Source organism: Pseudomonas matsuisoli, from assembly GCF_014647635.1.
Lineage (GTDB): Bacteria > Pseudomonadota > Gammaproteobacteria > Pseudomonadales > Pseudomonadaceae > Pseudomonas_P > Pseudomonas_P matsuisoli.
The window spans coordinates 287,322-313,885 of sequence record NZ_BMPO01000002.1; the positions used below are offsets into that span (position 1 = coordinate 287,322).

A 26,564-nucleotide genomic window follows, 5' to 3' on the forward strand; every position below is an offset into this window, starting at 1 on the left:
CCAGCTTGCTGGCGATCACGTTAGTCCAGTCGCTGCTGTGTTGTTCGTTAGCCCCTGATCGCCAGCAAGCTGGGCTCCTACAAAGAGCGCGTTTGTCGATCGACGCTGCTTTGTTAATAACGCTAAACCGGTCCTACACCTATTCGATCAACGCTCGCTTTGCGCCGCGAGCACACCAATGGCTTGGGCTTTGCGCGCGGGATCGCTGATGTTGCGAATGGCTTGGGCCTTGCGGATGAGCGTTTCACGTTGGGTATTGCTGAGGTCGGACAGCGCCAAGCGTGCGCGGCGTTCGTTTCCAGCCAACATCGAAACCAGCATCTGTTGCCGCGTGTGGTGAGGCTCGGCCAACGGCGAGGCAGTCACTGCCGTCATCTCAAGCTCAGCCTCACGGCCTTGGCCCGAGAGCGCGAGTGCCAGTGCGCGGTTGCTCCGAATATCCAGATTGTTCGGTTCCTGCTTTAGCGCCTGCTGAAAGGATTCCAGTGCGGGCGCAAAGTGGCCGTTGAGAACCTGAGCGGTACCGAGGCGGCTGTACATCGTCGCGCTTCCCAATGTTGGTGCGGCGAGCGTGAGCGTACGTTCGGCACGTTGGAGCTGGCCAAGTTTGAGCTCCGCCGAACCGAGCCCGAGCAGGGCATGGGGCTCGTTCTCACGCTGCATGAGCACGCTGCGAAACGCTTTAGCGGCACCTGCTGCATCACCAGCACTGAGCCGGGCGTTGCCGAGCGCGAGCATGACGTCCGGCGCCTGGTCGGAGGCGTTGGCGGCGCGCTCGTACAACGCGGCAGCAGACGCGGGATCGCCATTCTGCTGCACCTGAGCAGCGAGGCTCATCAAACGGCGCTGGTCATCATCGAGTGGTGTCTTCGCAGCACAACCCATCAGGGCGACACACAGTAATCCTACAGCCGGGCACGTGCGATTCAGGCGTGACAACGTCATATCCCCTTTTGCTCAAGTGCGCCCGATTGGGCCAGAGCGTGATGACGGTTCTGTTACAACGCGCCCGCTCGTTCACTGCAACGAACCTGTCATGTCCGATGGGGATACTGCGGGCATTCCAGAGCTGTCCCGCTATCGTTCGGGATCGGGCTCTTGCGTTTCGGCAGCAGGAAGCAGCCGATGTTGTCGCTCGTACCAGGATGGACCTTATTTCCAAAGGGGCTGCGCTTTTCGCTGCCTGACGGGTAGGGCACATGCATTCGTACCGCCACGACATACCGTTTCACCGCCAGTGGATATTGGCTTTATTCGCCACCTTCGCATGCGTCAGCGCGGTTGCCGAAGAGACAGGCAGCTGGCGCGATCAGCCCTATGCCTACCGGGTTATCGATCAAGACGTTCGTGGCGTGCTGAGCGAGTTCGGCCGCAACCTTGGAATGCCTGTAATCGTATCCAAGGGCGTCGACGGCAAGGTTCGTGGCGACATCTTTGCGGCGACTGCCGGGGAATTCCTTTCGCGGATCGGCAGCACCAACGGCCTGCTCTGGTACCAGGACGGTACCGCGTTGATCGTGGACCGCGAATCCGACCTCACTCACCGCAACTTCGACGTGCGCGGCGTCGACACAGACGCGCTACGGCAATCGCTCGCAGGCCTTTCCGACGGCGCCAGCCCACTCATTTCGAGCGAGATCAGAAGCGACGGGTCGTTAAGCGTGTCGGGCCCGCCAAGCTATCTGGACCGTGTCGGCCAGCGCGTAGGTTCTCTGCGTCCCATTCAACGTACCGCGACGAGACCGACGGAATCGGGTGTCCGCGTGTTCCGTGGCGGTGCTCAGACGGAAGTGGTCAGCAACTGAGCTGACCGCCCGAAACGGTGCCATTGCGCACCCTGACTCAAGGAGACCGATATGTCCGTAAATCCCGTCGATACCAGCGTCATCACCGATGGCTCCGGCGCCGCCAGCAACGAGCAAAGCTTCAACGACGCTATCGAGAATGCAGAGGGCGAAATGTCCGATGCCGAGTTCGAGCAGCAGCTGATTACCGGCGCCATCACCATCGGCGGCCAAATGATCATCATGCCGCGCGCCAACGACATCCTGAACGAAGCCATGTCCGACGAGTGATTTCGTTCCGCAACTGACGAGGAGTCACCATGACGCCAACCACAGGAGTCGCCACTACTGCAGTACAAGGGCAGGAGTTGGCGTCGCAAAATCTGTTCGAGCACATCGCACAGCAGGCGCAGGGCATGAGCCAGGGCGCGAGCCCCATGCAGCTGAGCGAAGGGGTGCTGAACAACATCGGCGGCTATCTCGAGCGTGCACGTCAATTTTCCGAGCGTGCCGAGAACCTTGGGCCTGCACCGCTGCAAGCCAGTGAAACATGCGCAACGGCGGTACCTAAAGAAGGCGCGCAACGTCTGCAGGACAACCAGTTGGAGCAGGTCGTGGGCTCCCTGAGCCGTATGTTCGACCACGCCATCGAAACGCAAATGGTCGTCCGGGGTGCCACCCAGGTATCCGGCGCAGCCAACACCCTGTTGCGTGGTCAATGACCGATGCCTAACGCCTCCTTTTTCACCCGCCCCCACATCATGCGCTCCGTGCTCGTCGTCATGCTCGCCTTAGTGCTGCAAGGCTGCGATACCGAGCTCTACAGCGGCCTGCAACAGCGCGAAGCCAACCGCATCGTGTCGACCCTTCTAGGGCAGGGCATATCTGCCGATCGCGTCGTGCAGAAGGACGGCACTTTGACGGTCACCGTCGATAAGGCGCGGTTCGCCGAAGCGATGACGCTGCTGGAAGCGGCGGGTTTGCCCGAACAGAAGTTCGCGAACCTGGGCGACGTGTTCCAGAGCAATGGCCTGGTGTCATCCCCGGTGCAGGAAAAAGCGCAGATGATCTATGCGCTCAGTGAAGAGCTGTCGCACACCGTTTCGCAGGTAGACGGCGTATTGTCCGCTCGAGTCCACGTGGTTCTGCCCGACAACGACTTGTTGCGCCGAGACGCGGTCCCGTCGTCGGCATCCGTGTTCATCCGCTATGAACCTAATCTCGACATCAATCGTTTGATCCCGCAAGTAAAAACCCTGGTTGCTAACGGCATCTCTGGCCTGGGCTACGACGGGGTTTCCGTCATTCCGGTGGAAGCGGCGGCGCGACCGTCGACACCCGACGCACCGCTGACGACGTTCATGGGCATGACGCTACAGGAAAACAGCATCGGTCAGGCGCGGATGGTTTTTGGCGGCCTGCTGTTACTCGTCCTAGGCCTGGGTGTCGCGCTGAGCTATGTGCTGTACCGTCGGCCGGCCACCGCGCGCACCTATCCGCTGACGGTGCAGTGATGAGTTCTCACTCTGATCTCGCCGCCAGCCGTGCAGCTGGCCCGGACGTCATACTCAGCAGCCTCGATCCGCAGCGTATTGCCGCCTGCTTCGTGCCAGCAATTCTTTCTGAAGAAAGCGTCCAGCTGATGCTTCAGGAACCGCGTTTCCATCCGCGGCTGATGCGCGTACTGGAGCGGCATTACGCGCTGGCTAGCCCCGGCGAGGTGCTCCACGCCGAACCGGTTGCTGCGCAGATATTCATTGCCTCGCCGCAGCGCCTGGAACAATTCGTTCGTGCTTGTGGTGCGGTCGCCAATGCCCCTGCCTTCACCCAAGCGGTGCAGGCGTCACAGGTGAAAACGTTGCGCGAACGTTTTGGCGCAGCGGTAGCCGACTGTGCGTTGCGCCATCGCACCCTTGCGTTCGACAAGCCCGCGTTCACGGACATCGATGCACTGGATGCCGCCGTAATACAAGACGGGACCGCCTGCCTGGACGCTTGGCGCCAGGGGCTTTCCCCCGCGCTAACAGGGTGGATGCGCTTGCGAACCCGCGCACGAGAGTACGTCCATCTGACCGACGAGGCGCGAGCGAAGGGCACCCAGATCGTGCATGCCCTCGCATCCGAAATGCTGACCACCGAGGTGCACCCATGAATGCCGAGCTTCCAAAGCGTCCTGCGGGGCCGATCGTTCGTTCCGAAAAGGTCGAATGCTGGACCGACGGATATGCGTTTCTCGAAGCGGCTCATCTGGAAGCCTTGCGCATTCGCGAAGAAGCAGAAGAGGAGGCCGAAGCTCGTTTCGCCAAGGCCCACGCCGAAGGACTGCAAATGGGGCGCTACGCCGCCGCCGAACTGCTGGCCCGTGCACGTGCGCGACTCGATGCGTATGTATGCGGATTGGAAGGGCAGATGGCCGAACTGGCTGTTTCGCTCGTGCGCCAACTGGTGCTCGATCAGCCACAGCCAGACGTGATCGCCGGTCTTGCGTCCCGTGCGTTGGCGGAATATCGCGATAGGCAGGGGCTCAGCCTGCACGTGTCGCCGGAATGGGCGCAGCCGGTACAGGCACGGCTCGAAGCCTCGCTACCTGCTGCTGACATGCCACGGGTCGTTTCCGACCCACAGTTGGATGGCATACAGGCAACCCTGGTCGGTCCCTTCGCGGTGGTGGATCTAGACCTGGAAAGCCAGCTGGAGCAGCTGCTCGGTACCCTGCGGACCGCGTCCGAGAGTCGCGCCGCATGAACCGTATGCCGTTCCTGAATCAGCTCGATGATTTGATGCCACGCCTGCGTGAGCGGGCGGAAATCGCACAACCGCGTCAGGAGCGCGGGCGTGTGCGCCGGGTCAGCGGCGTCATGGTGCATGCCAGCCTGCCCATGGCCCGTATCGGCGAGCTTTGTCACCTGCGCGACCCACTGACTGGGCGCAGTGTCCCGGCCGAAGTGATCGGTTTCGTCGATGACGAGGCGATCTTGACGCCCATCGGCGACCTTGAAGGCATCTCGACGCGTTGCGAAGTGATGACCACGGGTTCCGTGCTGACCATTCCCATGGGCGAAGCGTTGCTGGGGACGACCATCGATCCCATGGGCAATTTGCTCGATGGCACCCCCGAGCAACGCGTGCAGGTGCCTATGCTCCCGCGTTACCCCGTGCACCGCGAGCCACCGAGCGCGTTCAGCCGTCAACTGATCGAACATCCGCTGCAATTGGGTATACGCGCCATCGATGGGTTGCTGACTATCGCGCAAGGCCAGCGAGTGGGCATGTTCGGTGAACCCGGTGCCGGTAAGTCATCCCTGCTGACGAGCATGATCAAAGGGACGAATGCCGACGTCATCGTGCTCGCGCTCATTGGCGAGCGCGGTCGGGAAGTGCGCGAATTACTCGAGCGCCAGATGGATGAGAGCGCCCGTAAACGCACCGTTACCGTCGTCGCGACCTCCGATCGACCCGCCATGGAACGGGTGAAGGCCGCTTACGCCGCGACCAGTATCGCTGAGTATTTTCGCGATCAAGGGCGGCACGTATTGCTACTGATGGACAGCGTCACCCGCTTTGCCCGGGCTCAGCGAGAAATTGGCCTGGCCGCAGGCGAGCCACCGACACGGCGCGGCTTCCCACCGTCGTTGTTCGCAGCGTTGCCGAAACTGCTGGAACGTGCGGGCCCCGCCGAGCACGGCAGCATTACCGGGCTTTACACCGTACTGACCGAAGGAGATGGCTCCTTCGATCCCGTGGCCGAAGAGGTCATGTCCATCCTTGATGGCCACATCCTGCTCAGCGGCAAGCTAGCTCAACGTAACCATTTCCCGGCTATCGACGTGTTGCGCAGCCGCAGTCGCCTGATGGATGCGGTCACTCGGCCCCTCCAGCGGCAGACAGCCGGGCAACTGCGCGATTCGCTCGCTCGTTACGAAGAGATCGAGCTGCTATTGCAGGTCGGTGAGTACAGCAAGGGCACCGATGCGGAAACGGATACGGCAATCGCTCGACACGCCGCGCTCCAACGTTTTCTTCGACAACCGGCCGGCGAGCGTTCGAGCATGAGCGAAACGCTGCAAGCCATGGTGGAGATCATGAAATGAATGCGAACTGGCTCGATAGACTGCATACCCTGACGCGGCAGCGCGAACGCATCGCGGAAGCCTCGCTGGCGCGCCACCTTCGGGCATTCGAGAAGGCTCGGCAGGCCGATCAGACGTTGCAAACCTGGGCCAGCGCGCGTCGCCTCGAACTGGAAGGAGAGCGTGACCAGGCGTGGCAGCAGTTCGTGGGCAAACCCATCGACTTCGCCGGCGTCGTTGCCCAACAGACACGTGAAGCGACCCAAACCCTCGAACTCGAAGGGATCGACGAGCAACAGCGTCTGGCCGCCGAGGCGTTGAAAGATGCCGATACCCATCGCCAGACATCCCTGCGCGCCCACGCCAAAGTCTTACGTCGGCTTAGCGCCTTACAGACGCTTGCCGACCACGAAGGTCGTCAAGCCGAGCAGCGCGCGCAATTTCTAGCGGAAGAGGATCAGCCGCTTCCTGTCGTGTTGTGGAAGGACCGCCATTAACGATGCGTCATACCCTTACGAACGATTCCATTGCTGCACCTTCGTACCTCGCTGACTTACCGGATCTCTCAACCGCCCCCCTGTCACTGTTGAACCGTGTGTTGCTCCGGCGCGAGCCGATCTCGCTAACGGTAGGTGACCGCGCGCTATCGCTACGTTTCGTGCCGACGCCCGAATCGATGCCGGAACCGGTGGTGGCGCTGCCCCTGCGACTCGACGAGTCCGATGCCGTGCTGTGTTTGTCGATGGTCGCCTGTGAGCGCCTCCGCCAAGGGCCGGTTCCGGCTTGGATCGAGGCGCCATCGCAGCTGAAGGGGATGCTGTTCGAAGCCAACCTATTGCCGGCGATCCAGGCGTTGGAAGCGCAGCTGGACGTCGCCATACGCTTTGAGGCCGACCCCCAGAGCGTCCGGACGTCGTCCTTGTCGCGCCTGGCATTCGCGCTGGGCGCGGAGGGGCAATCACTGCCCGCGCTGGGCTGGATCGAGTGCGACGCTGTTGTGCTTGGACGCCTCGCGAGCGTACTCGATGCCCATCCGGTGTCGCCTCGCATGCTCGATGCATTGCCCGTCGACGCGCGTCTGGAAGCGGGATGGCAGCGCTTGACCGTCTCTGATCTACGTAGTCTGCGTCCCGGAGACGCGGTCATGCTGGAGCGTTTCGAGGCGGGTTACCAGCTGCGATTGGCCGATCGTTACAGCGTGCCTTGCACATCATCCGGCGCCGGCAAGCTACGGCTTGCCGGTACCCCCGTTCGTAACCGCAGCAGTAAGGAGTCTTCCATGTCCGCGTTCAACGACTCGTCCAAGACGTCGAGCAGTCCCTTCGATGACGTGCCGGTGCACCTGGTATGCGAGGTGGGGCAGGTGGAAATGACGCTGGGCGAACTTCGAGGTCTGGGCGAGGGCAGCGTATTGTCGATCGGCGGTGATCTGACCGAGCCCGTTCGGCTGATGGCCAATGGTCGATGCGTCGGCCGCGGTGAGCTGGTGAAGCTTGGCGACGGGCTTGGCGTGCGAGTGACGAGCTTCGCTGCCGATGAATGAGTTTTCGCCCAACCTGATCGAAATCATCCTTGTCGTTTCCACGATTGGCTTGTTGCCACTGGCGGTGGTGACGCTCACGGGATTTCTCAAGATTGCCGTCGTGCTGTTCCTCATTCGTAACGCGTTGGGCATTCAACAGACGCCGCCGAACCTGGTGCTATACGGCATCGCGCTCATCCTGGCGGTGTACGTGACCACGCCTGTGGCGGGCGAGATGATGAAGCAGTTCGAAGACCGACCGCTGTCGCTACAAAGCGTGGACGATGTGCGGGACACGGCCAGTACGTTGCGGGGCCCGTTGCAGGCGCATCTGTCACGTTACGCCGAGGACACCGAGCGCGCCTTCTTCATGCAGGCGACAGAAAGCATCTGGTCCGAAGAGGCCCGTGCCGATTTGCGTGATGATGATCTGGTGGTGCTGATTCCAGCGTTCGTCAGCTCCGAACTGACCCGGGCATTCGAGATCGGCTTCTTGCTCTACATTCCGTTTCTGGTGATCGATTTGATCGTTTCCAATGTGTTGATGGCGATGGGCATGATGATGGTGTCGCCGACGTTGATCTCCATTCCGCTGAAGATTTTCCTGTTCGTTGCGGTCGATGGTTGGTCCCGCCTGATGCACGGCCTCATCCTGAGTTACGGAGGCTGATATGGGAGAGGGGCACTTTCTATCGCTCATGCAGGACGCGTTGATGACCGTGCTGCTGCTTTCGGCACCTGCGCTGGGTGTTGCGATCGTCGTGGGGCTTGGGGTTGGCTTGTTACAGGCACTCACGCAGATTCAGGACCAGACGCTGCCGCAGGCGGTGAAACTCGTCGCCGTCCTGTTGGTGCTGATCGTCGTTGGCCCGCTGCTGGGCGGCCAGGTGGTCGACCTGACGGGCGAAATGCTGGACAACTTTCCCGCCTGGACGCGTTAGGCCGCTGTGAACGCCGAACTCGCCAATGCCTTTTTCGAGCTTGCCTACCCATTGCTCAGTGCATTCGGGCTCGCGGTATCGCGGGCGCTCGGAATGGTCATCATCACGCCAGCATTCAACAGGCTCGGCCTCTCTGGGATGATGCGCTCGGCGGTTGCGGCGGTCATCACCATCCCCATCGCGCCGGAAATCTTCGATGCGCTGGGCCAGATGGAAACGCCGCCGGGCGCGCTGACCTACGCGGGTCTGTTGATGAAGGAGTTGGTAATCGGGCTGGTCATCGGCCTGCTGTTCGGCATTCCGTTCTGGGCCGCCGAAGTCGCTGGTGAGTTGATCGACCTGCAGCGCGGTTCCACCATGGCGCAGCTAGTCGATCCGTTGAGCGTGGGGGAGTCGAGTGTGATGTCGACGTTTCTCAGCGTGATATTGATCGCGCTGTTCTTCGTCAGCGGCGGCTTTCTCGCAATGCTCGATGGTTTTTACCAGAGCTACCGGCTTTGGCCGGCCGAGGCCTTCCTTCCGGTGATCACGCAACCGTCGGCATTGCAGGTGCTGCATATATTGGATCGGGTCATGTACATCGGCGTGATGATGGTCACGCCCCTGGTGATTGCACTGTTGGTAGCCGATGTCCTGCTTGCCTACCTGTCGCGTATGTCACCCCAGTTGCATGTGTTCGATCTGTCGTTGCCGATCAAGAACCTGTTGTTCGCCGTGCTGCTGACGCTGTACGCGGCCTTCCTGTTGCCATTCATGCTGGGCCAGCTCGGCGATCTGAACGTTGCGTTCAAACAGCTCGCAGATCTCTGGCAGGCGTCATAGCTGTCCAGCGTTGTCATTGGTTTTTCACGCAGGCATGAAAGTATCGACGCGAGCTGCAGTCGGGGTGTCGTGTCTCCCAGAGTATTCGTAGGCCATTAACGCTGAGGTCGGAAACCGATTCCAAACGGGCCGGCGGCAGTCACTCCCAGGAGCACGAGATGAAAGTCGATTCACAGGTATCGGGTTGGGAATCCTTCGTTGCGGACCGTACCGAGCGCCGCGACGCCGCGACTGACGACGCGACGCGGCAACACTTCGAAGCAGAGCTCGAACAGGCGCGTATTACTCTGCAGGCCATGGGGCTGGAAGCTCCTCAAGGCACCACGCCGGCGGAGACCCCGCAACCCTCGGCGACGGAGGCCAACGAGCCGACCGAACAGCCGTTCAACGACGCGCAGTTCATCGACTATGACGCCAAGTCGCCGCAGCCAACCTCGGGTTCCGGTGAGTTAAGCGAGAACCTTGGCAATCTCGAACCCTATCGCGAAGAAATACTCGCCGCCGCTGAAGCGACAGGTGTACCGGCAAACTTGCTTGCTGCGGTCATTTGGGACGAGTCGAAAGGGATCGCATCCGCCGGGACGATCAATGGCGAAAATGGCCTGACCGACGCCGGATTGATGCAGCTCAACCCACAGACCTACGCGGATCTGCGGAGCCGCAATCCCGAGCTGCTCGGTAGCGATGCTACTGATCCGCAAAACAACATCATGGCAGGTGCGCTCTACCTGCAAGAGCAACACACGCAATTTGGCGACTGGGATCTCGCATTGCGTGCGTATAACTCTGGCCCGCTATCGGTGGACCCATCGGACCACACCATCTCCACGACCGGCTTTGGCACGCAGAACTATGTGGAGAAGGTCAACTTCTACCAAGGCCTGCTGGACCAGGGGCAGGCGTTGCCGGACGGCTTCCCTGGTGGCAACCAGTATTACTAAGTTGAGACCTGCGGCGCTGTTCAGACTTTGAACGTCGCGGTACTGCGGGTCAGGCTGCGGCTGCCATCGCTTAATCGATCGGCAGCCCCGTGCACAGCCTGCGCGCCATCCAATAGACGCGCAGCGGCCTGATCCACATGCTGGATGTTGCCGCTGACATCGTCAGCAGTCGCAGCCTGCTCTTCGACCGCGGTGGCGATCTGCGCAATCATGTCGTTGACGCGTTGCACCGAACGGGAAATCTCGTCGAGTTCGTGGCCCATTTCACCGACTGCGCCGGCATCGGTTTCTGCTTGCGCATAGGCGGCTTGCATCAGCCTCACGGCATCGTCCACGACGGCGCGCAAGGAGGCCACGGTCGTACCAATCTCGCGCGTCGATTCCTGGGTGCGCTTGGAAAGGTTGCGGACCTCATCCGCCACCACGGCGAACCCGCGTCCATGTTCACCCGCACGGGCCGCTTCGATCGCTGCGTTCAATGCCAGCAGGTTGGTTTGTTCCGCGATGCCACCGATGACATCCACGACACGACCGATTTGCTGGGCCTGCACGTTGAGCTGCTCCATGGCATCTGCCGTTGCGGCCAAACGCTCGATCAAACCGCGCATGCTCTCAGTCGTTTCGCGGCTACGTTGGTTGCTGGACTCGGCGATACGGCGGGTCTGGCCCACATCCTGCGCCGCCAGTTCGCAGTTCTCGGCGACGCTTTGCGCGGTCGCGGCCATCTGCGTCGCGGCAGTCGCGATCTGGCTGACTTGCTGCTGTTGCTGCTCTACGGAAGTGAGACTGGACTGGGCCTGTTGCGAAAGCGAAGCAACGGTATCGTCCAACGCGGCGGCTTCGTTGTTCACTGTGCTAAGAGACCCTCTCAACTGGATGACAGCCTCATTCAGCGCCGTGCCGATTGCTGCGAGCTCGTCCTGCCCATCGACCCGTATACGCCCACGTAGATCCCCCTCACGCAGCGCTTGGGCCATCGCCGTGATCTGTCCCGCACCTGCCCGTATCGAGGCTTGCAGGCAGAGCAGTGCATACATCGCCAACCCTGCGAGTGCGGAAAAGGCGATCAGCGTCAGTATCAGCGTTCGCAGCGATTGCCCGTAATACTCGCCCAAGCGGTTTTCCAAGGCGTCCAGCGTCGCGCTTTCCAGTGTGAATACCTTGCCGAGCGCGCCGTCCATACCCTGTTCGAACGTCGGCAGGTCCAAGGCAATGCCGCCTTCGCCGAACAGTTTCGAATCAAGTTGCGACGTCCATGCGTCGAGGGCTGCTAGCGTGTCGCGATAGGTCCCTTTCCAGGGCTCAAGGGACGCTTCCGGAATGTCCGACAACGTTTCCGCACCTTTGACGAAGAGTGCGCGCGAGTTATCGATACCAGCCCGAATTTCCCGCAACTGAAGGCGTGTTTGCAGGCTGAAACTACCGGACGCGACGACGCCCTGGCCGACACTGGCCAGAACGCCCAATTGACGGCCAAGTTGAGGGGAGCTCTGGGTACCGAATTGGACCAGCAGGTAGGTATCGAGTCGTGGGTCGAGGATAAGCCCGGTATCGCTGGCAATACGGTCTCGCAGCGTCGAGGCCTGTTGCAGGGCGTCCGTGAAGCGCTGATAGCCGTCAGGCCACCAGTTGAGTTCCTTCAGCGCATTGCTTTGAAGCTTTTCCGCGATGCGCTTGAGGTCTTCCAGCGCCGCGAGTGTCTCTGCGCTGGCGTTTTCGGCGGTCAATACGTGTGTGGCGTCGCTCAGCGCTTCATTCAGGGCCTGCTCTTGCTCGACCAATCGTGCCAGTGCCCCGCGCGCATCCTCGTTCACACGCGTGGTGGTATCCAGAGCTTTCCAACGAGCGGCCAGATTTCGTGACGTCATGATGGCAACGTCGACGTGATCGAGCGTACGAAGCTGGCGTACCCCTGATTGTTTCTGCGCAATGTTCTCCAGCGTCCGCGCATGGCCTGCGCTGATCGTCCAGATCGCATAGCCGAGCGGGAGGATGAAAATCAGTGCGATCAATAGAAATTTGCGAGAAAAACGAAAACGCTCCAGCAGGCGCGCGCCCGGTTTAAGCAATAGGTTCATCGGACATCGGCCTCTCAAATTGGCAAGCAGAAGTGATAGAGCAAATGCCGCGCCGTTTTCTTGTGGGGCGCCGTATTAATGGGCTATCGGCGCATTTCCGAAGAACTGTAGGGACCGGATGCCAGTAATACGCCACTATCTAGCGTAAGCATGTTATCGACGTGCAACGGTTGTGATTGCTGCCGACGGGGAATGCACCGTTTTGGTTCGATGAGCGCCCCGGAACAGAGCGTACGCGTCGATTTCGGCTTGATTTAAGTAAGGCGAGATAACACCGAATGTCCCCATTCGTCGGGACATCGCCGGTCCGGGCAATGAGAGTGCGAGCTGTCATATGGTGGCAATATGAAGTCGCTTTAATGGAACTGTAATAAACGCCTTAGTGGTTGCCCAAGATGGACTTAGCGCCGTTGCTCAAACCTGTCGATCCATTGCACCCATCGCTGAGCATCAGCGCGGTTGCCGATAAGCTCATGACGGACCAGAGCAAACGCCTTTTGTGCATGCCGGTGGTGGACGATGCCGGTAAGCCCATCGGCATCGTAAGCCGCTATCGACTGCAGGACATCTTCATGAAGCGGTACGGACGCGACCTCTGGGAGCGTCGTCCGGTGACCGACATCATGAATCCAACACCGCTCTTGATTCGCGTGGATACGCGTCTTGAGGACGCTGCCGAGGCGGTGACGACGCAACTTCAGCACCCTACGACCGAAGACTTCATCCTGGTGGATGCGCAGGGGCGCTATCTTGGGCTGGGCATGGTGCTGGATCTGCTCAAGGCAATGGCGCGCGACCTTGGCCGAAATCGACGGGTGATGATCCGTGCACAACAGATCGTCGGGCTTGGTAGTTGGGAGTGGCAAGCAAGCGATGACGTGCTGTCGTGGTCACCGCACCTCAACCAGATGCTTGGGCTCCGAGCGGACCTCCGGGAAGCGCCACTGGCCACTGTGCTATCGACGCTCGATGCCAAGTCCGCCGCGCAACTCCACGAATTTTTCCAAGTCGGCCAAAGCCAGGAACCGACGACGATTGAATTGCATCTGCAAAGTGCAGATGGCGAGCCGCGCATCATCGAGCTCCAGGGCGAGCACTACCGCGATCCGGACAACGGCCAAGCCCAGGCTGTTGGGACCATGCAGGACATCACGCAGCGGAGCCTGACCGAAGCTCGGTTGGCCCACCTCGCCAGCTACGACCACCTCACTCAACTGCCTAACCGTTACCTGTTTCAGGATCGGCTAGAGCATGCGATTCACCAAGCCGACCGCAATGGCACCTCGGTTGGATTGTTCTTTCTCGACCTGGATCGCTTCAAGTGGATCAACGATGCCCTTGGGCATGCCGCGGGCGATGAGCTGCTCAAACAAGTCGCGGGGCGCCTTTCGACGCTCGTACGGCGGGCGGACACCGTTGCTCGACTCGGGGGCGACGAATTCACCGTTATCCTGGAAGGGTTGGACGACCCGCAGAAGGCCGCCGTGGTGGCCGAGAAAATCGCCGAAGGTTTCGCTGTGCCTTTCCAGCTAACCGGGCGCGCGGTAACCGTCTCCACCAGTGTGGGCATTACCCTGTATCCCAACGATGCCAAGGACGTCGAGACACTACTCAAATGTGCGGATGCCGCGATGTACCGCGCTAAAGAGCAGGGGCGTAATGGTTACTTCTTCTACACCGCTGAGCTCAATAAAGAGGCTCATCGCCGTTTCCAGCTCGAACACGGTCTGCGTAGTGCCCTGGAAAGGGACGAGTTCGAAGTCGTTTTCCAGCCTCAGCTGCATACCGCGTCCGGCCAGTTGATGAGCGCCGAAGCACTGCTGCGGTGGAATTCCGAGTTGGGGTCCGTCTCACCGGCGGAGTTCATACCGCTACTGGAAGATTCTCAGCTGATCATTGCCGTGGGTCGCTGGGTCATGGAACAAGCGTGCGCTGCCGCCTCGGCGTGGCAGCAAACCGGTTTGGCCGGGGTACGGGTAGCGGTGAACCTGTCGGTGTGCCAATTGCGCCACCCCGAGTTTGTCGCGACCGTTAAAGAGATTCTCGCGCGAAGCGGTCTTGAGCCCGATCTGCTGGAAGTCGAAATAACCGAAAGCGTGCTGCTCGACGACCGCGGTAGCGCGAATGCATTACTGGAGCTCGCCGCGATGGGCATTCGGGTGGCCATCGATGACTTCGGCACCGGATATTCCTCGTTGGCGTATCTCAAGCGTTTTGCGGTGGATACGCTCAAGATCGATCGCACCTTCGTACGTGACCTGACGCTGGATGCCGACGACGACGCCATTGCATCGGCCGTCATTACCCTGGCCCATTCGCTCGGCATCACCGTCACGGCTGAAGGGGTAGAAAGCGTGGTGCAACGGCGTTTTCTCAGCGAGCGTGGATGCGATCATTTGCAGGGGTATCTGATCAGCAAGCCCCTTGGGCTCGACAGATTCCTGAATTGGGCACAGACGGGGGACCACGGTCCTGGCCTGCAGATGTGCGCGTTTTAACAACCCTGCAATATCCACGTCATCCGCTGCGTTCATAGTTTCAGCCCATGAAGCTTGTTTCGGTCTCCTCGGAGGTCGCTGTCGTCTAGCTATTACGGACCCGATACCAAGGAGCCGTCATGCGCAACGTACCCTCGTTGTCCACGACACGATCTCTCGACGCCTGCTGTTTTTCCAACCGCGCGCGTGCCGCTTCCTCCCAGCATCTGCCCACGCCGATGCTTTTCGCTGTTGGCCGGCTATCACCGTCGTCCTTTCATTCCCCGCATAGCCGTCTCGACCGCATGCCCGGCCTCTGGCACATCCTGCCGGTAGGTGGCCCGTGCGCCGTTACGCCACGCCGAACCGCTTCGGTTCATCTCTCGCGAACATCCGTGTTTTCGATGCCCGCGCGCTAAGTCGCAGGGCCACGCGCTCTACATAAGGAAAAAGAAATGGCAGTCAAAGCAGCAGCCAACACGCCCGTCGATTCGAAAGAGTCGGATTCCACCAAAGCCTGGGACGAGGCTGCCGCTGGCGCCAGGGAAGCGGGCATCCGCTGGGAAAAGCCGGAAGATGACAAGCGCTCGGCGCAGGAGATCATCGACGACAGCGAGCTGCTGAAGAACTTGGGCAACCAGAGTGGCGTGAAGGACAAGCTGAAAGAGCGCGTCGGTAATTTCGAAAACGATGCCGATGCCGCCTACCGCGCAGCCCAGGTATTGGAGCACATAGAGAAGTTTGACGAAAAAGGCGATCGCCTGGTCGGGGGCGACACTGAGAACGGCAAGGTAGACGGCTTCACCAGCAAGGGCCATGCGAAGAACGGTAGCGAGGCTGGACGCTTGCAGGATTTCGGCAAATACGGTTTTACCAATCTCCAGGGTGAGCTCAACCACATCAACGAAGCACCGGATAACAAGGAAGCGCAGGCGCAGGCTGAAGCGCTTGGGATCGAGTGGGTACGACCGGAAGGCGACGCTCGTTCGGCGGAAGACATTATCAACGACAGCCCGCTGCTGAAGAACCTTGGCAATCAAAGTGGTGTGAAGGACATGCTCAAAGAGCGTGTCGGTGACTTCGAGAACGATGCGGATGCGGCGTATCGCGCCGAGCAAGTACTCGAGCATGTGGTGAAGTTCGACGGCGACGGTAACCGCCTGCTCGGTGACGATGTACGTAACGACAGTATCGACGGCTTTACCAAGGGTGGTGACGCCAAGAATGGCACCGAAGCGGGTCGGCTACAGGACTTCGGCAAGTACGGCTTCACCCATCTCAAAGGCGAGCTCGAGCACAGCGCGAACGCAGCTGATGACAAGGAGGCCCGTGCGCAAGCCGAAGCGCTGGGCATCGTTTGGGAGCGTCCGGAGAACGACAAACGTACCGCGCAGGAAATCATCGACGGTGATCCGCTGCTGAAGAACCTTGGCAATCAAAGCGGTATCAAGGACATGCTCAAGGATCGGGTCGGTGACTTCGAGAATGATGCCGACGCCGCCTTTCGTGCGACCCAGGTGCTCGAACACATCGAAACGCATGACGCCGATGGCAAGACGGTTTCCAGCGGCGATGTCGGCAATGGCAGCATCGACGGTATGACCAAGGGAGGCGAAGCCAAGCACGGAACCGAAGCAGGCCGCCTGCAGGACTTCGGCAAATACGGCTTCTCCAGCCTGAAAGGCCCGGAGCAGACCGACGAGAGCAAACTCAATTTCGAGCGCGAGTCCCGCGGCATGACCCGTTTGGACGAGCTCGACGTCCTCAGCATCGAGACCGACCAACTTGCCGATCCGAAGGATTCCAATTCCCAGCATCTGACGGTTTCCGAAGCGACCACCCGCAACCTTATCGATGACTACAAGGCGCGTGTCGAAAGCGGCGAATTGGCCAAGGACAGTGACGAAGCCAAGCTTGTGATGGCTTTGGAGGCCAAGATTGCCCTAGGCAGCGGTCGCGGTATCACGGGTTATCAGGAGGGCCAGGGCGCATTTGGTGGTACGTGGCGAGAATCGGACGACAAGCAGACGATGCTCACCGGCAAGGACCACGAGGACATCATCGACGGCGAAGCGGTCGACAAGATGCTGGCTGAGCTATTCCAGACGGAGAAGATCGCCAACGACTATTCGGCCAAGCTCAAAGAAAACATCGAGAGCCTGCCGAACCGGGACGCGCTCGAAAAGACCGTCGAGGAAACCCTCAACAGTACGGAATACCTGGATTACCTGCAGGACCTCAGTAATCAGGGCAAGTCCGACCTTGCGCAAAAAGACGTGGGCGCGATGTTGCAGAGCCTGAGCCTTCTGAACGAAGAAAAGGGCAAGCAGGCCTCGCAACGATTGATGCAGGACGGCATCGCGATGGAGCTCAATGAGCTGGTGGCCGACCCTGCGAAAGTCGACCCTGAAATGACGGAGCTGGCGACCAAGGATCTGTTTGGCCTGCTCAAGGCCATCATCAAGAACGAGACCTTCGACGTTCCGAGGCGCGCGCAAGAGACGATCGAAAAGTTCATCAATGAATTCATGGGTGACAAGAAGAAACTGGGTGAAGTGACCCGGGTGATCGGTGAACTGAACACGCGCATACAGAATGGCGACACCATCACCAAAGCCGATATCGAAAAAGTGATGGTGCGTACGTACACCGAGCTCGGGCATGAAGAGGCCGGCAAGATGGCCAATGCGCTGGATACGCTCAATCAGAACGGGATTCTCGGGTCCCTGGGGGGCACCGTATCGGTGGTCAGCGCGTTCTATCAGCTGTTCGCCAAGAACGGGCAATTGGCCAAGGATGATCTTGGGCGGCTGTCCGTGGCGCGGGACTTCCTGAGCTTCCTAGGTGCCTCGCAGCATTTCATCAAGACCGGCGACAAAATTCTGGGAAGTGGCGTTGCGGACTGGATGGGGCTCAGCAAGTCCGTGCCCGCGATCTGGGGCAAGGAAGGCCTCTGGGGCAAAGCAATCGAAGAGAAACGCCCGCCATCGGTGGCGCCGCAGATCGAACTCGACGATCTCAAGATCGATGAGTTCAGTAACTCCATGAGCACGGCTATCGACGATGCCTTCGGCCGTCAGCCGCCTGTGGACCTTCCGTCGGGCGTCGACAACAGCATGTACGACGGCATCGCTGACATGTTCGAGCGCGAAGCAGCAGCGGGTCTTACGGCGGACGCGCCAAAGGTCCCGGCGTCGACCGTCTCCCGTATCGCCGGCACCGTGGTCAAGACCCTGGGCGCTTCGGCCGACGTGTTCAGCGGTGTTGCCGACATCGTCCTCGGCGCCTTCACCATCAAGTCCGGTATCGCCAACGACAGCGACCTCGAAAAGGCCGCCGGCAGCCTTCAGGTCGTGGGCGGCACCTTGTCCGGTATCGCGGGTGGTATCGGTTTCGCCAGCCTGTTCGGCAGTGTCGGCGCTGCGGCGGCGTTCACCGGCCCCTTGTTCCTCGCAGGCGTCGCGATCCTCGGTGTGGTCGGGATTATCGGCTACTTCATCGATCACGAGAAAAAACAGAAGGCCACCGACAAGGAGGGGCAGTGGTACCACGACCTTGCCGACGTAGGCCTGCTGAAAGAGGACTGGGGCGACAAGGTGGAATACGCGCGTTACTCCTTCAATGAGTACGGCGGCCGAGATGCGCCGGACGACCAGAGCGTATTCGACTATCAAGCCGAAGAGTGGACGTACTTCGATGACACGCCCGCGAAGAACGGTTCCTCCAGCAATCGCCTGAATGACGAACTGCACCGCGAGTTCACCGCATGACGTTCACAGCTACAGGCGTTCTTTCGCATGACTCAACCCCTCGAGCCCTAAGTGCGCCTACGTCGCCACTGCTGTCTGGCTTCGCATTGGCTAAATATCGGAGCACCTCATGAGCACAGTCCAAAGCCCATCCCGCGCGGAAAGTACCTTACCAACCGAAAGCTTTGAGCAGTTTCTGCCGGTTAGCCGTAAGTCGGCCAAGGAAAATCCTGATCAGGAATACGCGTACGCCAACGCCGATGACAAAGCGCCCGCCTTCAGCGAGTACAAGGCGATAGGCCGCCCCGACGAAGTAGCCGCGGGCACCATTCGCTTCGAAACGGTGGACGGTAAGAAGGTCATCGTCCTTCAGTCCACGTCGCCGGCGTTGTTCGAACAGGTCAAGCGTGACTTCGAATCGCTCAAGGCGGTCAATGGGGCGACCGACAATGGGGACAACGCCGTCGGTAAGGACGACAAGGCTCCGGAAAGCCTGCGGGATGTCCAGAAGGTCGAGGAAGTGACTCAGGACGTGGTTCGTTACCGGAACAAGGACGGTGACTGGAGCGTCGTGGCCAAAGGCACCAACCCTGAGTTCTTCGAGAAAGTGTCGGGCTACAAGGAATCCCTCGACGGTATCAAGGCCAGTGAAGACGATGGTTACCGGCGGGCTACCGATAACGAAGAGTGGCCACCCTACAGCGGGATTCAGGTTGGACCGGTCGATGAGGTCGGGCCGGGCACCATTCGTTACGACAACGGCGATGAGAAAGTCGTCGTGCACAAGGATGATAATCCTGGCCTGTTCGATTACCTGAGCGGAATGCAGAAGATCGTCACCGATCCCGCCTCTCGCGAGCGCATGGATAAGGCGCAAGGCGATGGCTTCGAGCTTGCTCAGAAAGACGGCGATGCGCCGAAGTATCAAGACATCAAGAACATCAAACGGGCCGACGGCATCATCACCGTGGAAACGTTCGACGGTAAGAAGACCGCCGTATCCGAGCAGTTGTCGCCGAAGATGTACGAGCAGCTTTCGACGCACACCGATGTCATGGCCAAGGCCAACGAGCAGGAGAAAGAAGGCTACGCCACGCTACATCCTGACGACTACCTGACGTCCGACGAGATCTCTGGTGCCACCATTGGCCCCGAAGGTGAGATTGGCGAAGGCTTCGTCCGCGCAGAGATCTTCGACGGCGAAGGCGGCAGCCGCAAGGTCGTGGTATCGGAAGAACTCAGCCCAGAGCTTTACGATCGCTTGGTCGCCGAAGACAGTGGTCGGCGCAACTCCACGGACAAGATCGACGAAGCGCGTGGCGAGCACGACTTGCCTAAAACGGGCGATGTCGACATCGGCTCTATGGAGACGAGCGAGAAAGACCCCAACGATGACAAACGTAACCTGACCGTCACCGAGCTGACCTGGCAGAAGACCGTCGATGGTTGGAAAAAGGGCATGGAAGACGGCTCGATCAAGGACGATGACGTTCGCGCCAAGCTATTTCGCGCATTGCAGGCGCAAGGCATGCTGGAAAACGGCGCGACGATGGTTACGCTCGATATCAGCCTTGGCCAAAGTACCGCGCAGGCGACAGGTGACGACTTTGCGACCGTTATCGATGGCCGGGCCGTCGATCAAAAGCTGAACGAATTGTTCTCCAGTGAGGCGGTCCAGAAGGATTTCGTCGACGCACAGAAAAGCGCGGTCGACGCGTTGCCGAACAAGGACGAGGTCGTCAAGAAACTCGAAGACATGGCGTTCAGCGAAGAGTACGTGAAGTACATCGCCGATCTTCAGTTTGACAAGAAGGGCGACCTGGCCGAAGCCGATATGCGTGAGACCTATGCCGCGCTGGCTACGGTCGATCCCGAAAAAGCCGCGCAGTTCGCCCAGCAGATGCAGATGGATACCATGATGATCGATCTGGATCGTCTGCTGCAGGACCCAAGCAAGATCACTGACGAAAACCTCACGCTGGCCACTCAGGACACCGTGAAGACCTGGCTCACTGCGTTGAAAAAGGCGGGTGTCGACCTGCCTCGGCGTACGGCTGAAAGCATGGACAAGTTCGTTGAGGAGATTCTCAACGATAAACAGACTGCCAAGGATTTCGGCAAGGCACTGCAGCAACTGGGCGATCGCTATACGAAAAATGGCGAGATCACCCAGGCCGACATCGACGGCCTGATGAAGAGCGATGTCTACCAAGCGCTCAATGAAAAAACCAATGGTGGGATGCTCACCACCATCGCCGAACTGAACAAGAACGGTACGCTGGGTTCGGCTGGCGGCATGATCTCGTTAGCGTCGGGTATCTACCAAATGGCCGGCGGCAAGCTCGGCGGCACGCCAGAGGAACGTCTCGCCATTGCTAAGGAAATGGTCGGGTTCTTCGGTGCTAGCCAGCACTTTGTCAATTTGGGCACGAACGTCATCGATGCCATCAACGGCACCGACCTCAATCGTGTCATGGCGTTGGACAAGTCACTGCCGGAAATCTTTGGCAAGGACAAAGGCAAGGGCAAGTCGCCAGCCCTGGCCGAGCCGAGCTTCGAGAAGTTTTCCGAGAATGTCTCCAGCTTGATGAACGACGCCTCGGTCGATAGCCAGAAAAAGCTCAATACGCTGCTCGACCTCGATGACGCCGGCAAGGAAGACGTGCTCAAGGGCATGCACGGTGAATACGCGAAAAACCCGCTGATCAAGGGTGCCAACATGGGTACCCGCGGCATCTCCGCATTCCTGCGCGTCCTGGACGCAGGCGCGAATACCTTCGTTGGCGCCGCCGACGTCGCACTCGGCGCACTAATGATCAAAGGCGGCATGCAAAGCAACGACGGCGCCACGATTGCCCAGGGCGCGGTCACCGTTGCCGCAGGCTCATTCGGTATTGGCGGCGGCGCAGCCTCACTCGGTGCACTCAAGGGCCTGGCCTTCGCCCGCGCCGCGGTCGGCCCAATGTTCTGGGCTTCGGCAGCGCTGACCCTTGCGACATTGCCGTTCGCGATCATTCAGGACATCAAATACAACAACCAGCTCGACGATCACCGCAGCTCGCAGGCGGACCTCATCAAGCAATTCGAGTCGGATGGGCTGCTCTCCGAGGATGGCTTGACCCGGTACGAGTTCCTCGATGACTACATGTACAACTACGCCCAACGCGACGCACCGGACGACCAGAGCATCTTCGAATATCGCGAGGAGGAATACGCGTTCTACAGCGACGAGGGTCATCTACCGGAAGCGGGGTGGGACGACGTGAAACACGAAGACTACGACGGTGACGGGAACAACCTCGATACCCAGATGGCGTAGCCGCCAGACGCGTAAACGGTCAAGCCGTTGGCCCCTCGTTCGTCGATAGGGGCCAAGCCTGAAAATCTCGAATCTCATTTGCCCTTTTTGCCAGTAGCACCCGCCGAGCGATCCAAGCCGGCGGTGTAGGCAGTCACTGCGCGGTGCGGCATCCCCTAGAAAAAGAGGAAGAAACATGTCTGTCAAAGCTGCAACCAACTCGCCTGTGGATACCAAGGAATCAGACTCCGCCAAAGCTTGGGACGAGGCCGCCGCAGGGGCAAAGGAAGCAGGCATCCGCTGGGAAAAGCCCGAAGACGACACGCGTACCGCCAAGGAAATCATCGACGACAGCGAGTTGCTGAAGAACCTGGGCAATCAGCAGGGCGTGAAGGACAAGTTGAAGGAGCGAGTAGGGGATTTCGAGAATGACCCCGATGCGGCGTATCGCGCGACACAGGTGCTGGAGCACATCGAGAAGTTCGACGGCAACGGTGATCGCCTGGTGGGCGGCGATACTGAAAACGGCAAGGTGGACGGGTTCAACAAAAAGGGCAACGCGAAGGGCGGCAGCGAAGCCGAGCGCTTGGTGGAGTTCAGCGAGAACGGGTTCACGAGCCTCAAGGGCGAGCTCAACCACATCGATACCGCCGGCGATGACAAAGCCGCTCGCGAAGATGCCGAAAAACTCGGCATCCAGTGGGAGCGCCCGGAAGACGACAAGCGTTCGGCCAAGGACATCATCGAAGACAGCCCGCTGCTGAAAAATCTCGGCAATCAGAGCGGCGTGAAGGACATGCTCAAGGAGCGCGTCGGTGACTTCGAGAACGATGCCGATGCAGCGTTCCGGGCGGAGCAGGTGCTGGAGCATGTGGTGAGCTTCGACGGTGAAGGTAACCGTCTGGTCGGCGACGACGTACGCAACGACAGCATCGACGGCTTCACCAAGGGCGGTGACGCCAAGAATGGTACGGAAGCAGGCCGCCTGCAGGATTTTGGCAAGTACGGATTTTCCCACCTCGAAGGCGAATTGCAGCACACGTCGAAAGCACCAGACGACAAGGAAGCCCGCGAGCAGGCCGCAGCATTGGGTATCGTCTGGGAGCGCCCGGAGAACGATAAACGTACCGCACAAGAAATCATCGATGGCGATCCGCTGTTGAAGAACCTCGGCAACCAAAGCGGTATCAAGGACATGCTCAAAGAGCGTGTCGGCGACTTCGAGAATGATGCCGACGCGGCGTTCCGCGCCTCGCAGGTGCTTGAACATATCGAAACACATGATGCAGACGGCAAGGTGCTCTCGGGCGGCGACGTCGGCAATGGCAGCATCAATGGCTTCACGAAGGGCGGCGAGGCGAAGAACGGCACCGAAGCGGGCCGCTTGCAGGATTTCGGCAAGTACGGCTTCTCTAGCCTCAAGGCGCCGGAACCTACCGATGACAGCCGGATCGACTTCGAGCGGGAGACGGCTGGCCTGCCACCCGCGAGTGAGCTGGACATCGGCAACCTCGAAACGACCACCACGGACGCCAATGACAAGAACAAGAAACTCACCGTCAGCGAGATGACGTGGCAGACCTTGATGAAGGACTGGAAGACCGGCATCGACAACGGCACCATCGCCAAGGACGACGACCGCGCCAAGATGTACAACGCCCTGCGCGCGCAGGCGGCCAGCGAGAACGGGCTCGACATGGTCACGCTGGACATGTCCATGGGGCAGAGCACCGGCAAGACCAATGGCAGCGACTTCGACTCCATCATCGATCGGGAAAAGGTCAACGAGCAGGTCGCTGAACTGTTCGGCTCAGAAAGCGTGCAGAAGGATTTCCTCGCGTCTCAGAAAAAAGCCACCGATGCGCTCCCGGACAAGGACGGTGTACGGCAGAAACTCGAGGACACCGCCTTCTCCGAGGAGTACTCGCGCTACATCGCCGATCTAAAGGAAAACGGCAAGGGTGAACTGGCCGAAGCCGACATCAACAAGACCTATGCGTCGCTGGCCGCTTTCGATCCCGACAAGGCGGCTCAGTTCTCGCAGCACATGATGATCGACGCGACCACCATGGACCTGGACAAGTTGATGTCTGATCCGTCGCTTATCAGTGATGACAACACGGCGCTGGCGACTCAGGACACGATCAAGACGCTGCTGACCGCGCTGAAGAAAGGCGGCGTCGATCTGCCCCGTCGCACCGTCGAGACAGAACGCTTCGTGCAGGAGTTTCTGGGCAATAAGCAAACGGCCAAGGCCTTCGGCGATGCGTTGAAGGAGCTGGGCGCGACCTTCGCGAAGAACGGCACGGTGACGTCGGATGACATCAACAAGGTCATGAGCAAGGACGTCTACAAGACGCTGGGTGAGGGCGCCCAGGGCAGTATGCTCAAGACCATCACCGAGTTGAACGCTAACGGTGCGCTGGGCTCGGCCGGCGGAATGATCTCGCTGGCCTCGGGTATCTATCAGCTTGCAGGCAAGGGCGGCACGCTGGCGGATACGCCAGAAGAGCGCCTGGCGATCGCCAAGGACTTCGTCAGCGTATTGGGTGCGGGGCAGCACTTCGTCAATCTTGGCAGCAACATTTACGACAGCCTGAAGGGCACCCAAGTCAATCAGATGCTGGGCTTGGACAAATCGCTACCGCAGATTTTTGGCAAAGACGCACCTGAAGGAAAGGGTCGAAACATCAGTCTCGTCGACGGAGAGGTCAAGAAGCTGTTCGAGGACTTCAACGCGGCTGTAGATGCTGCGCCTATCGACAGCAAGGAAAAGCTGACTGAAAAGCTCAACATGTCCGACGACCAACTGAACAAGATCAACGAAGGTTTCCGCGACGGGTTCGCCAAGAACCCGGGCCTCAACGGCAGTACACCTACAACGCGCGGTATCTCAGCGTTCCTACGAGTGATGGATGCTGGCGCGAACACCTTCACGGGTGCAGCAGACGTGGTCCTTGGCGGGTTGAAGATCAAATCGGCATCCGATACGGGCGACAAAGTCGGTATTGCCCAGGGCGCGATTACAGTAGCCGCGGGCGCCTTTAACCTTGCCGGGGGCGGCGCGCAAATGGCGGCGCTGATGGGCGTCAATGCCGCCCGTGCCCTTGCCGGACCGCTGCTATGGGCGGGCGCAGCGCTCACTGTGGCTTTGACGCCGTTCCTCATCGTTGAGGACATCAAGCACAACAACCGCATGGACGCGCACCGCGACGACCTCAATCAACTGTTCACGGACCTGGATGCCCAGGGGCTGCTGAAAGAGGACGGTCTGGAACGCTACGAATTTCTCGACAGCTATATGTACAACTACGCCCAGCGCGACGCTCCGGACGACAAGAGCATCTTCGAGTATCGCGAGGAGGAATATGCGTTCTATAGCGACGAGGGGCATCTGCCTGAAGCCGGGTGGGATGACGTCAAGCACGAGGACTACAAAGGCGACGGCAATAACCTTGAAACGCAAATGGCGTAGTGCTGGCGTGACAGTTTTGGGGGTGTCAGCGGTGGAAGCCCCTCGGGATTCCACCCTACGTTCGGAGATGTGGGCGATACCTTCAACGCCAACACACCGAGCGAAAGCGCTTCTGTAGGAGCCAGCTTGCTGGCGATGCTTTTACAACGCGAATTGCCAGCAAGCTGATCGCAGCCCGGCTGGCTCCTACAGAAGCTAAGGCCGGCATTGACCGAATGCTTTTTCCATCCAGCAACCATCGTCATCCATGAGCGACAAGAGCGAAGAGAAATCCCAGCCGGCTTCCGAGAAGAAGCTGCGCGAGGCACGGCAAAAAGGTCAGCTTGCCAAAAGCCAGGACATGGTCACTGGGATGGTCATTCTGATCTGTACGCTATGCGTCACGTGGCTGCTATCGGATATCGAGGCACGTGTACGCAGCTTCGTGCTCCTCGTTGGCCAGATCTACATCGAACCCTTCGACAGCGTATGGCCACGCCTGCAAGGCGAGGCCATTGGCATCCTGTTGGCGTCATCGGTGCCTATCCTGGCCGCGACGGTCATAACGGTCCTTTTGACCAATATCGCCACCATGCGCGGAATGGTCTTTACCGTAGAACCGATCAAGCCTGATCCAAAACGCATCGATCCGGTTTCGGGTTTCAAGCGCATGTTTTCGATGCGCAGCTTTATCGAATTCCTCAAGACGCTGTTCAAGGTCATGGCCCTCGCCGTGGCGTTCGTCATCGTCTATCGCAGCGGTTTGCAAACCTTGATGGAGTCGTCGCGCTGCGGCCCAACCTGCATTTATTCCTCCTTCACCGGCTTGCTGACACCGCTGATCGTCACCGCCGTGTTGGCGTTTCTGATCGTTGGCGCCATTGACGTGCTCATGCAGCGCTGGCTTTTCGAACGCGAAATGCGCATGACGAAAAGCGAGCAGAAGCGCGAGCACAAGGACTCGGACGGCGATCCGCAGATCAAACGAGAACGCCGCAAACTTCGTCAGGAAATGCAGCATTCCACGTCCAAGGTGGGCATCGAACAGGCATCGTTGGTTATCGGCCGCCCAGGGGGCTGGGCCGTCGGCTTGCGTTACGAGCGCGGCAAGACACCAGTACCCGTCGTGGTTTGCCGGGCCGCGCCCGATCAGTCGGCTGGCCTGCTCGAGCGGGCCCATGCGCTGGGTTTGCCGCAAGCGCAGGACGCCGAATTGGCCGAGGGGATCGCCCAGCGCGCGGTCGCCGGAAGCCCGCTGCCAGACCGTTATTTTCAGCGTGTCGCCGACATTCTGGTGGCCGCACGACTGATTTGATTCACGCGTCCGCTCAGGTCTCAGCGCTGGAGCATTGAGTGAGCGCAACGCACAGCCGGACTTGAACAGGCACTACAACCCATCGGCCCGCGGTACAGGCGGCCCGTTGTCCT

20 protein-coding genes are annotated in these 26,564 nt (G+C 59.9%); 18 read left to right on the forward strand and 2 right to left on the reverse strand.

Annotated features, from left to right (window positions below):
- Nucleotides 1-147 precede the first annotated feature (147 nt).
- Nucleotides 148-945, reverse strand: a complete 798-nt coding sequence (locus IEY47_RS04860) for a tetratricopeptide repeat protein (protein WP_188982030.1) — start codon at nucleotides 943-945, stop codon at nucleotides 148-150.
- Between the two features lie 254 nt (nucleotides 946-1,199).
- On the opposite strand from IEY47_RS04860, the gene IEY47_RS04865 reads away from it, so the two are divergent.
- The 13 genes from IEY47_RS04865 to IEY47_RS04925 all read left to right on the forward strand — a co-directional run bounded on the left by IEY47_RS04865 (nucleotide 1,200) and on the right by IEY47_RS04925 (nucleotide 10,080).
- Nucleotides 1,200-1,805, forward strand: coding sequence for a type III secretion protein (locus IEY47_RS04865; RefSeq protein WP_188982031.1), 606 nt, complete (start codon nucleotides 1,200-1,202; stop codon nucleotides 1,803-1,805).
- A gap of 51 nt (nucleotides 1,806-1,856) precedes the next feature.
- Complete coding sequence (locus IEY47_RS04870; RefSeq protein ID WP_188982032.1) at nucleotides 1,857-2,075, forward strand: hypothetical protein; 219 nt, start codon at nucleotides 1,857-1,859, stop codon at nucleotides 2,073-2,075.
- 29 nt (nucleotides 2,076-2,104) lie between these two features.
- Nucleotides 2,105-2,506 carry a hypothetical protein gene (locus tag IEY47_RS04875; protein WP_229779217.1) on the forward strand — a complete coding sequence of 134 codons (402 nt, stop codon included), beginning with the start codon at nucleotides 2,105-2,107 and terminating at the stop codon, nucleotides 2,504-2,506.
- 3 nt (nucleotides 2,507-2,509) lie between these two features.
- Nucleotides 2,510-3,298 carry a type III secretion system inner membrane ring lipoprotein SctJ gene (gene sctJ, locus IEY47_RS04880; protein ID WP_188982033.1) on the forward strand — a complete coding sequence of 263 codons (789 nt, stop codon included), beginning with the start codon at nucleotides 2,510-2,512 and terminating at the stop codon, nucleotides 3,296-3,298.
- Nucleotides 3,298-3,936 (forward strand): hypothetical protein, encoded by a 639-nt coding sequence (locus IEY47_RS04885; RefSeq protein ID WP_188982034.1) that lies wholly within the window; start codon nucleotides 3,298-3,300, stop codon nucleotides 3,934-3,936. Before sctJ ends, IEY47_RS04885 begins: the two co-directional genes overlap by 1 nt.
- Nucleotides 3,933-4,529: a FliH/SctL family protein gene (locus IEY47_RS04890; protein WP_188982035.1), complete on the forward strand. Its 597-nt coding sequence runs from the start codon at nucleotides 3,933-3,935 to the stop codon at nucleotides 4,527-4,529. The genes IEY47_RS04885 and IEY47_RS04890 overlap by 4 nt, the downstream gene beginning before the upstream one ends.
- Nucleotides 4,526-5,875, forward strand: coding sequence for a FliI/YscN family ATPase (locus IEY47_RS04895; protein WP_308426277.1), 1,350 nt, complete (start codon nucleotides 4,526-4,528; stop codon nucleotides 5,873-5,875). Before IEY47_RS04890 ends, IEY47_RS04895 begins: the two co-directional genes overlap by 4 nt.
- The gene (locus tag IEY47_RS04900) at nucleotides 5,872-6,351 is read left to right on the forward strand and encodes a hypothetical protein (RefSeq protein ID WP_188982036.1); all 480 of its coding nucleotides are present in this window, start codon (nucleotides 5,872-5,874) and stop codon (nucleotides 6,349-6,351) included. Before IEY47_RS04895 ends, IEY47_RS04900 begins: the two co-directional genes overlap by 4 nt.
- Before the next feature lie 2 nt (nucleotides 6,352-6,353).
- A complete protein-coding gene (sctQ, locus tag IEY47_RS04905) occupies nucleotides 6,354-7,397 on the forward strand; it encodes a type III secretion system cytoplasmic ring protein SctQ (protein ID WP_188982037.1) in 1,044 nt (347 codons plus the stop codon).
- A complete protein-coding gene (sctR, locus tag IEY47_RS04910; protein ID WP_188982038.1) occupies nucleotides 7,390-8,046 on the forward strand; it encodes a type III secretion system export apparatus subunit SctR in 657 nt (218 codons plus the stop codon). Before sctQ ends, sctR begins: the two co-directional genes overlap by 8 nt.
- A gap of 1 nt (nucleotide 8,047) precedes the next feature.
- Complete coding sequence (gene sctS / locus IEY47_RS04915; RefSeq protein ID WP_188982039.1) at nucleotides 8,048-8,317, forward strand: type III secretion system export apparatus subunit SctS; 270 nt, start codon at nucleotides 8,048-8,050, stop codon at nucleotides 8,315-8,317.
- Nucleotides 8,318-8,323: 6 nt separating this feature from the next.
- The gene (gene sctT / locus IEY47_RS04920) at nucleotides 8,324-9,139 is read left to right on the forward strand and encodes a type III secretion system export apparatus subunit SctT (protein ID WP_188982040.1); all 816 of its coding nucleotides are present in this window, start codon (nucleotides 8,324-8,326) and stop codon (nucleotides 9,137-9,139) included.
- Between the two features lie 158 nt (nucleotides 9,140-9,297).
- A complete protein-coding gene (locus IEY47_RS04925; protein WP_188982041.1) occupies nucleotides 9,298-10,080 on the forward strand; it encodes a transglycosylase SLT domain-containing protein in 783 nt (260 codons plus the stop codon).
- Between the two features lie 20 nt (nucleotides 10,081-10,100).
- Here IEY47_RS04925 and IEY47_RS20860 read toward each other — a convergent pair whose 3' ends face one another.
- Entirely contained in the window at nucleotides 10,101-12,158 is a 2,058-nt protein-coding gene (locus IEY47_RS20860) for a methyl-accepting chemotaxis protein (protein ID WP_188982042.1), read from the reverse strand.
- A gap of 395 nt (nucleotides 12,159-12,553) precedes the next feature.
- Here IEY47_RS20860 and IEY47_RS04935 point away from each other — a divergent pair, with 395 nt between their 5' ends.
- From IEY47_RS04935 to IEY47_RS04955, 5 genes are all read left to right on the forward strand, one after another.
- Entirely contained in the window at nucleotides 12,554-14,656 is a 2,103-nt protein-coding gene (locus IEY47_RS04935) for an EAL domain-containing protein (protein ID WP_188982043.1), read from the forward strand.
- Nucleotides 14,657-15,090: 434 nt separating this feature from the next.
- Nucleotides 15,091-18,405: a type III effector HrpK domain-containing protein gene (locus IEY47_RS04940; RefSeq protein ID WP_188982044.1), complete on the forward strand. Its 3,315-nt coding sequence runs from the start codon at nucleotides 15,091-15,093 to the stop codon at nucleotides 18,403-18,405.
- A 109-nt stretch (nucleotides 18,406-18,514) separates the two neighbouring features.
- Entirely contained in the window at nucleotides 18,515-21,703 is a 3,189-nt protein-coding gene (locus tag IEY47_RS04945; RefSeq protein WP_188982045.1) for an MFS transporter, read from the forward strand.
- Nucleotides 21,704-21,878: 175 nt separating this feature from the next.
- Complete coding sequence (locus IEY47_RS04950) at nucleotides 21,879-25,157, forward strand: type III effector HrpK domain-containing protein (protein ID WP_188982046.1); 3,279 nt, start codon at nucleotides 21,879-21,881, stop codon at nucleotides 25,155-25,157.
- Between the two features lie 247 nt (nucleotides 25,158-25,404).
- Complete coding sequence (locus IEY47_RS04955; RefSeq protein WP_188982047.1) at nucleotides 25,405-26,451, forward strand: EscU/YscU/HrcU family type III secretion system export apparatus switch protein; 1,047 nt, start codon at nucleotides 25,405-25,407, stop codon at nucleotides 26,449-26,451.
- The last annotated feature ends 113 nt before the right edge of the window (nucleotides 26,452-26,564 follow it).

Coding starts and splice junctions, on each gene's coding strand:
- IEY47_RS04860 (WP_188982030.1), bottom strand. CDS start 945: ATGACGTTGTCACGCCTGAATCGCACGTGCCCGGCTGTAGGATTACTG.
- IEY47_RS04865 (WP_188982031.1), top strand. CDS start 1,200: ATGCATTCGTACCGCCACGACATACCGTTTCACCGCCAGTGGATATTG.
- IEY47_RS04870 (WP_188982032.1), top strand. CDS start 1,857: ATGTCCGTAAATCCCGTCGATACCAGCGTCATCACCGATGGCTCCGGC.
- IEY47_RS04875 (WP_229779217.1), top strand. CDS start 2,105: ATGACGCCAACCACAGGAGTCGCCACTACTGCAGTACAAGGGCAGGAG.
- sctJ (WP_188982033.1), top strand. CDS start 2,510: ATGCCTAACGCCTCCTTTTTCACCCGCCCCCACATCATGCGCTCCGTG.
- IEY47_RS04885 (WP_188982034.1), top strand. CDS start 3,298: ATGAGTTCTCACTCTGATCTCGCCGCCAGCCGTGCAGCTGGCCCGGAC.
- IEY47_RS04890 (WP_188982035.1), top strand. CDS start 3,933: ATGAATGCCGAGCTTCCAAAGCGTCCTGCGGGGCCGATCGTTCGTTCC.
- IEY47_RS04895 (WP_308426277.1), top strand. CDS start 4,526: ATGAACCGTATGCCGTTCCTGAATCAGCTCGATGATTTGATGCCACGC.
- IEY47_RS04900 (WP_188982036.1), top strand. CDS start 5,872: ATGAATGCGAACTGGCTCGATAGACTGCATACCCTGACGCGGCAGCGC.
- sctQ (WP_188982037.1), top strand. CDS start 6,354: ATGCGTCATACCCTTACGAACGATTCCATTGCTGCACCTTCGTACCTC.
- sctR (WP_188982038.1), top strand. CDS start 7,390: ATGAATGAGTTTTCGCCCAACCTGATCGAAATCATCCTTGTCGTTTCC.
- sctS (WP_188982039.1), top strand. CDS start 8,048: ATGGGAGAGGGGCACTTTCTATCGCTCATGCAGGACGCGTTGATGACC.
- IEY47_RS04925 (WP_188982041.1), top strand. CDS start 9,298: ATGAAAGTCGATTCACAGGTATCGGGTTGGGAATCCTTCGTTGCGGAC.
- IEY47_RS20860 (WP_188982042.1), bottom strand. CDS start 12,158: ATGAACCTATTGCTTAAACCGGGCGCGCGCCTGCTGGAGCGTTTTCGT.
- IEY47_RS04935 (WP_188982043.1), top strand. CDS start 12,554: ATGGACTTAGCGCCGTTGCTCAAACCTGTCGATCCATTGCACCCATCG.
- IEY47_RS04940 (WP_188982044.1), top strand. CDS start 15,091: ATGGCAGTCAAAGCAGCAGCCAACACGCCCGTCGATTCGAAAGAGTCG.
- IEY47_RS04945 (WP_188982045.1), top strand. CDS start 18,515: ATGAGCACAGTCCAAAGCCCATCCCGCGCGGAAAGTACCTTACCAACC.
- IEY47_RS04950 (WP_188982046.1), top strand. CDS start 21,879: ATGTCTGTCAAAGCTGCAACCAACTCGCCTGTGGATACCAAGGAATCA.
- IEY47_RS04955 (WP_188982047.1), top strand. CDS start 25,405: ATGAGCGACAAGAGCGAAGAGAAATCCCAGCCGGCTTCCGAGAAGAAG.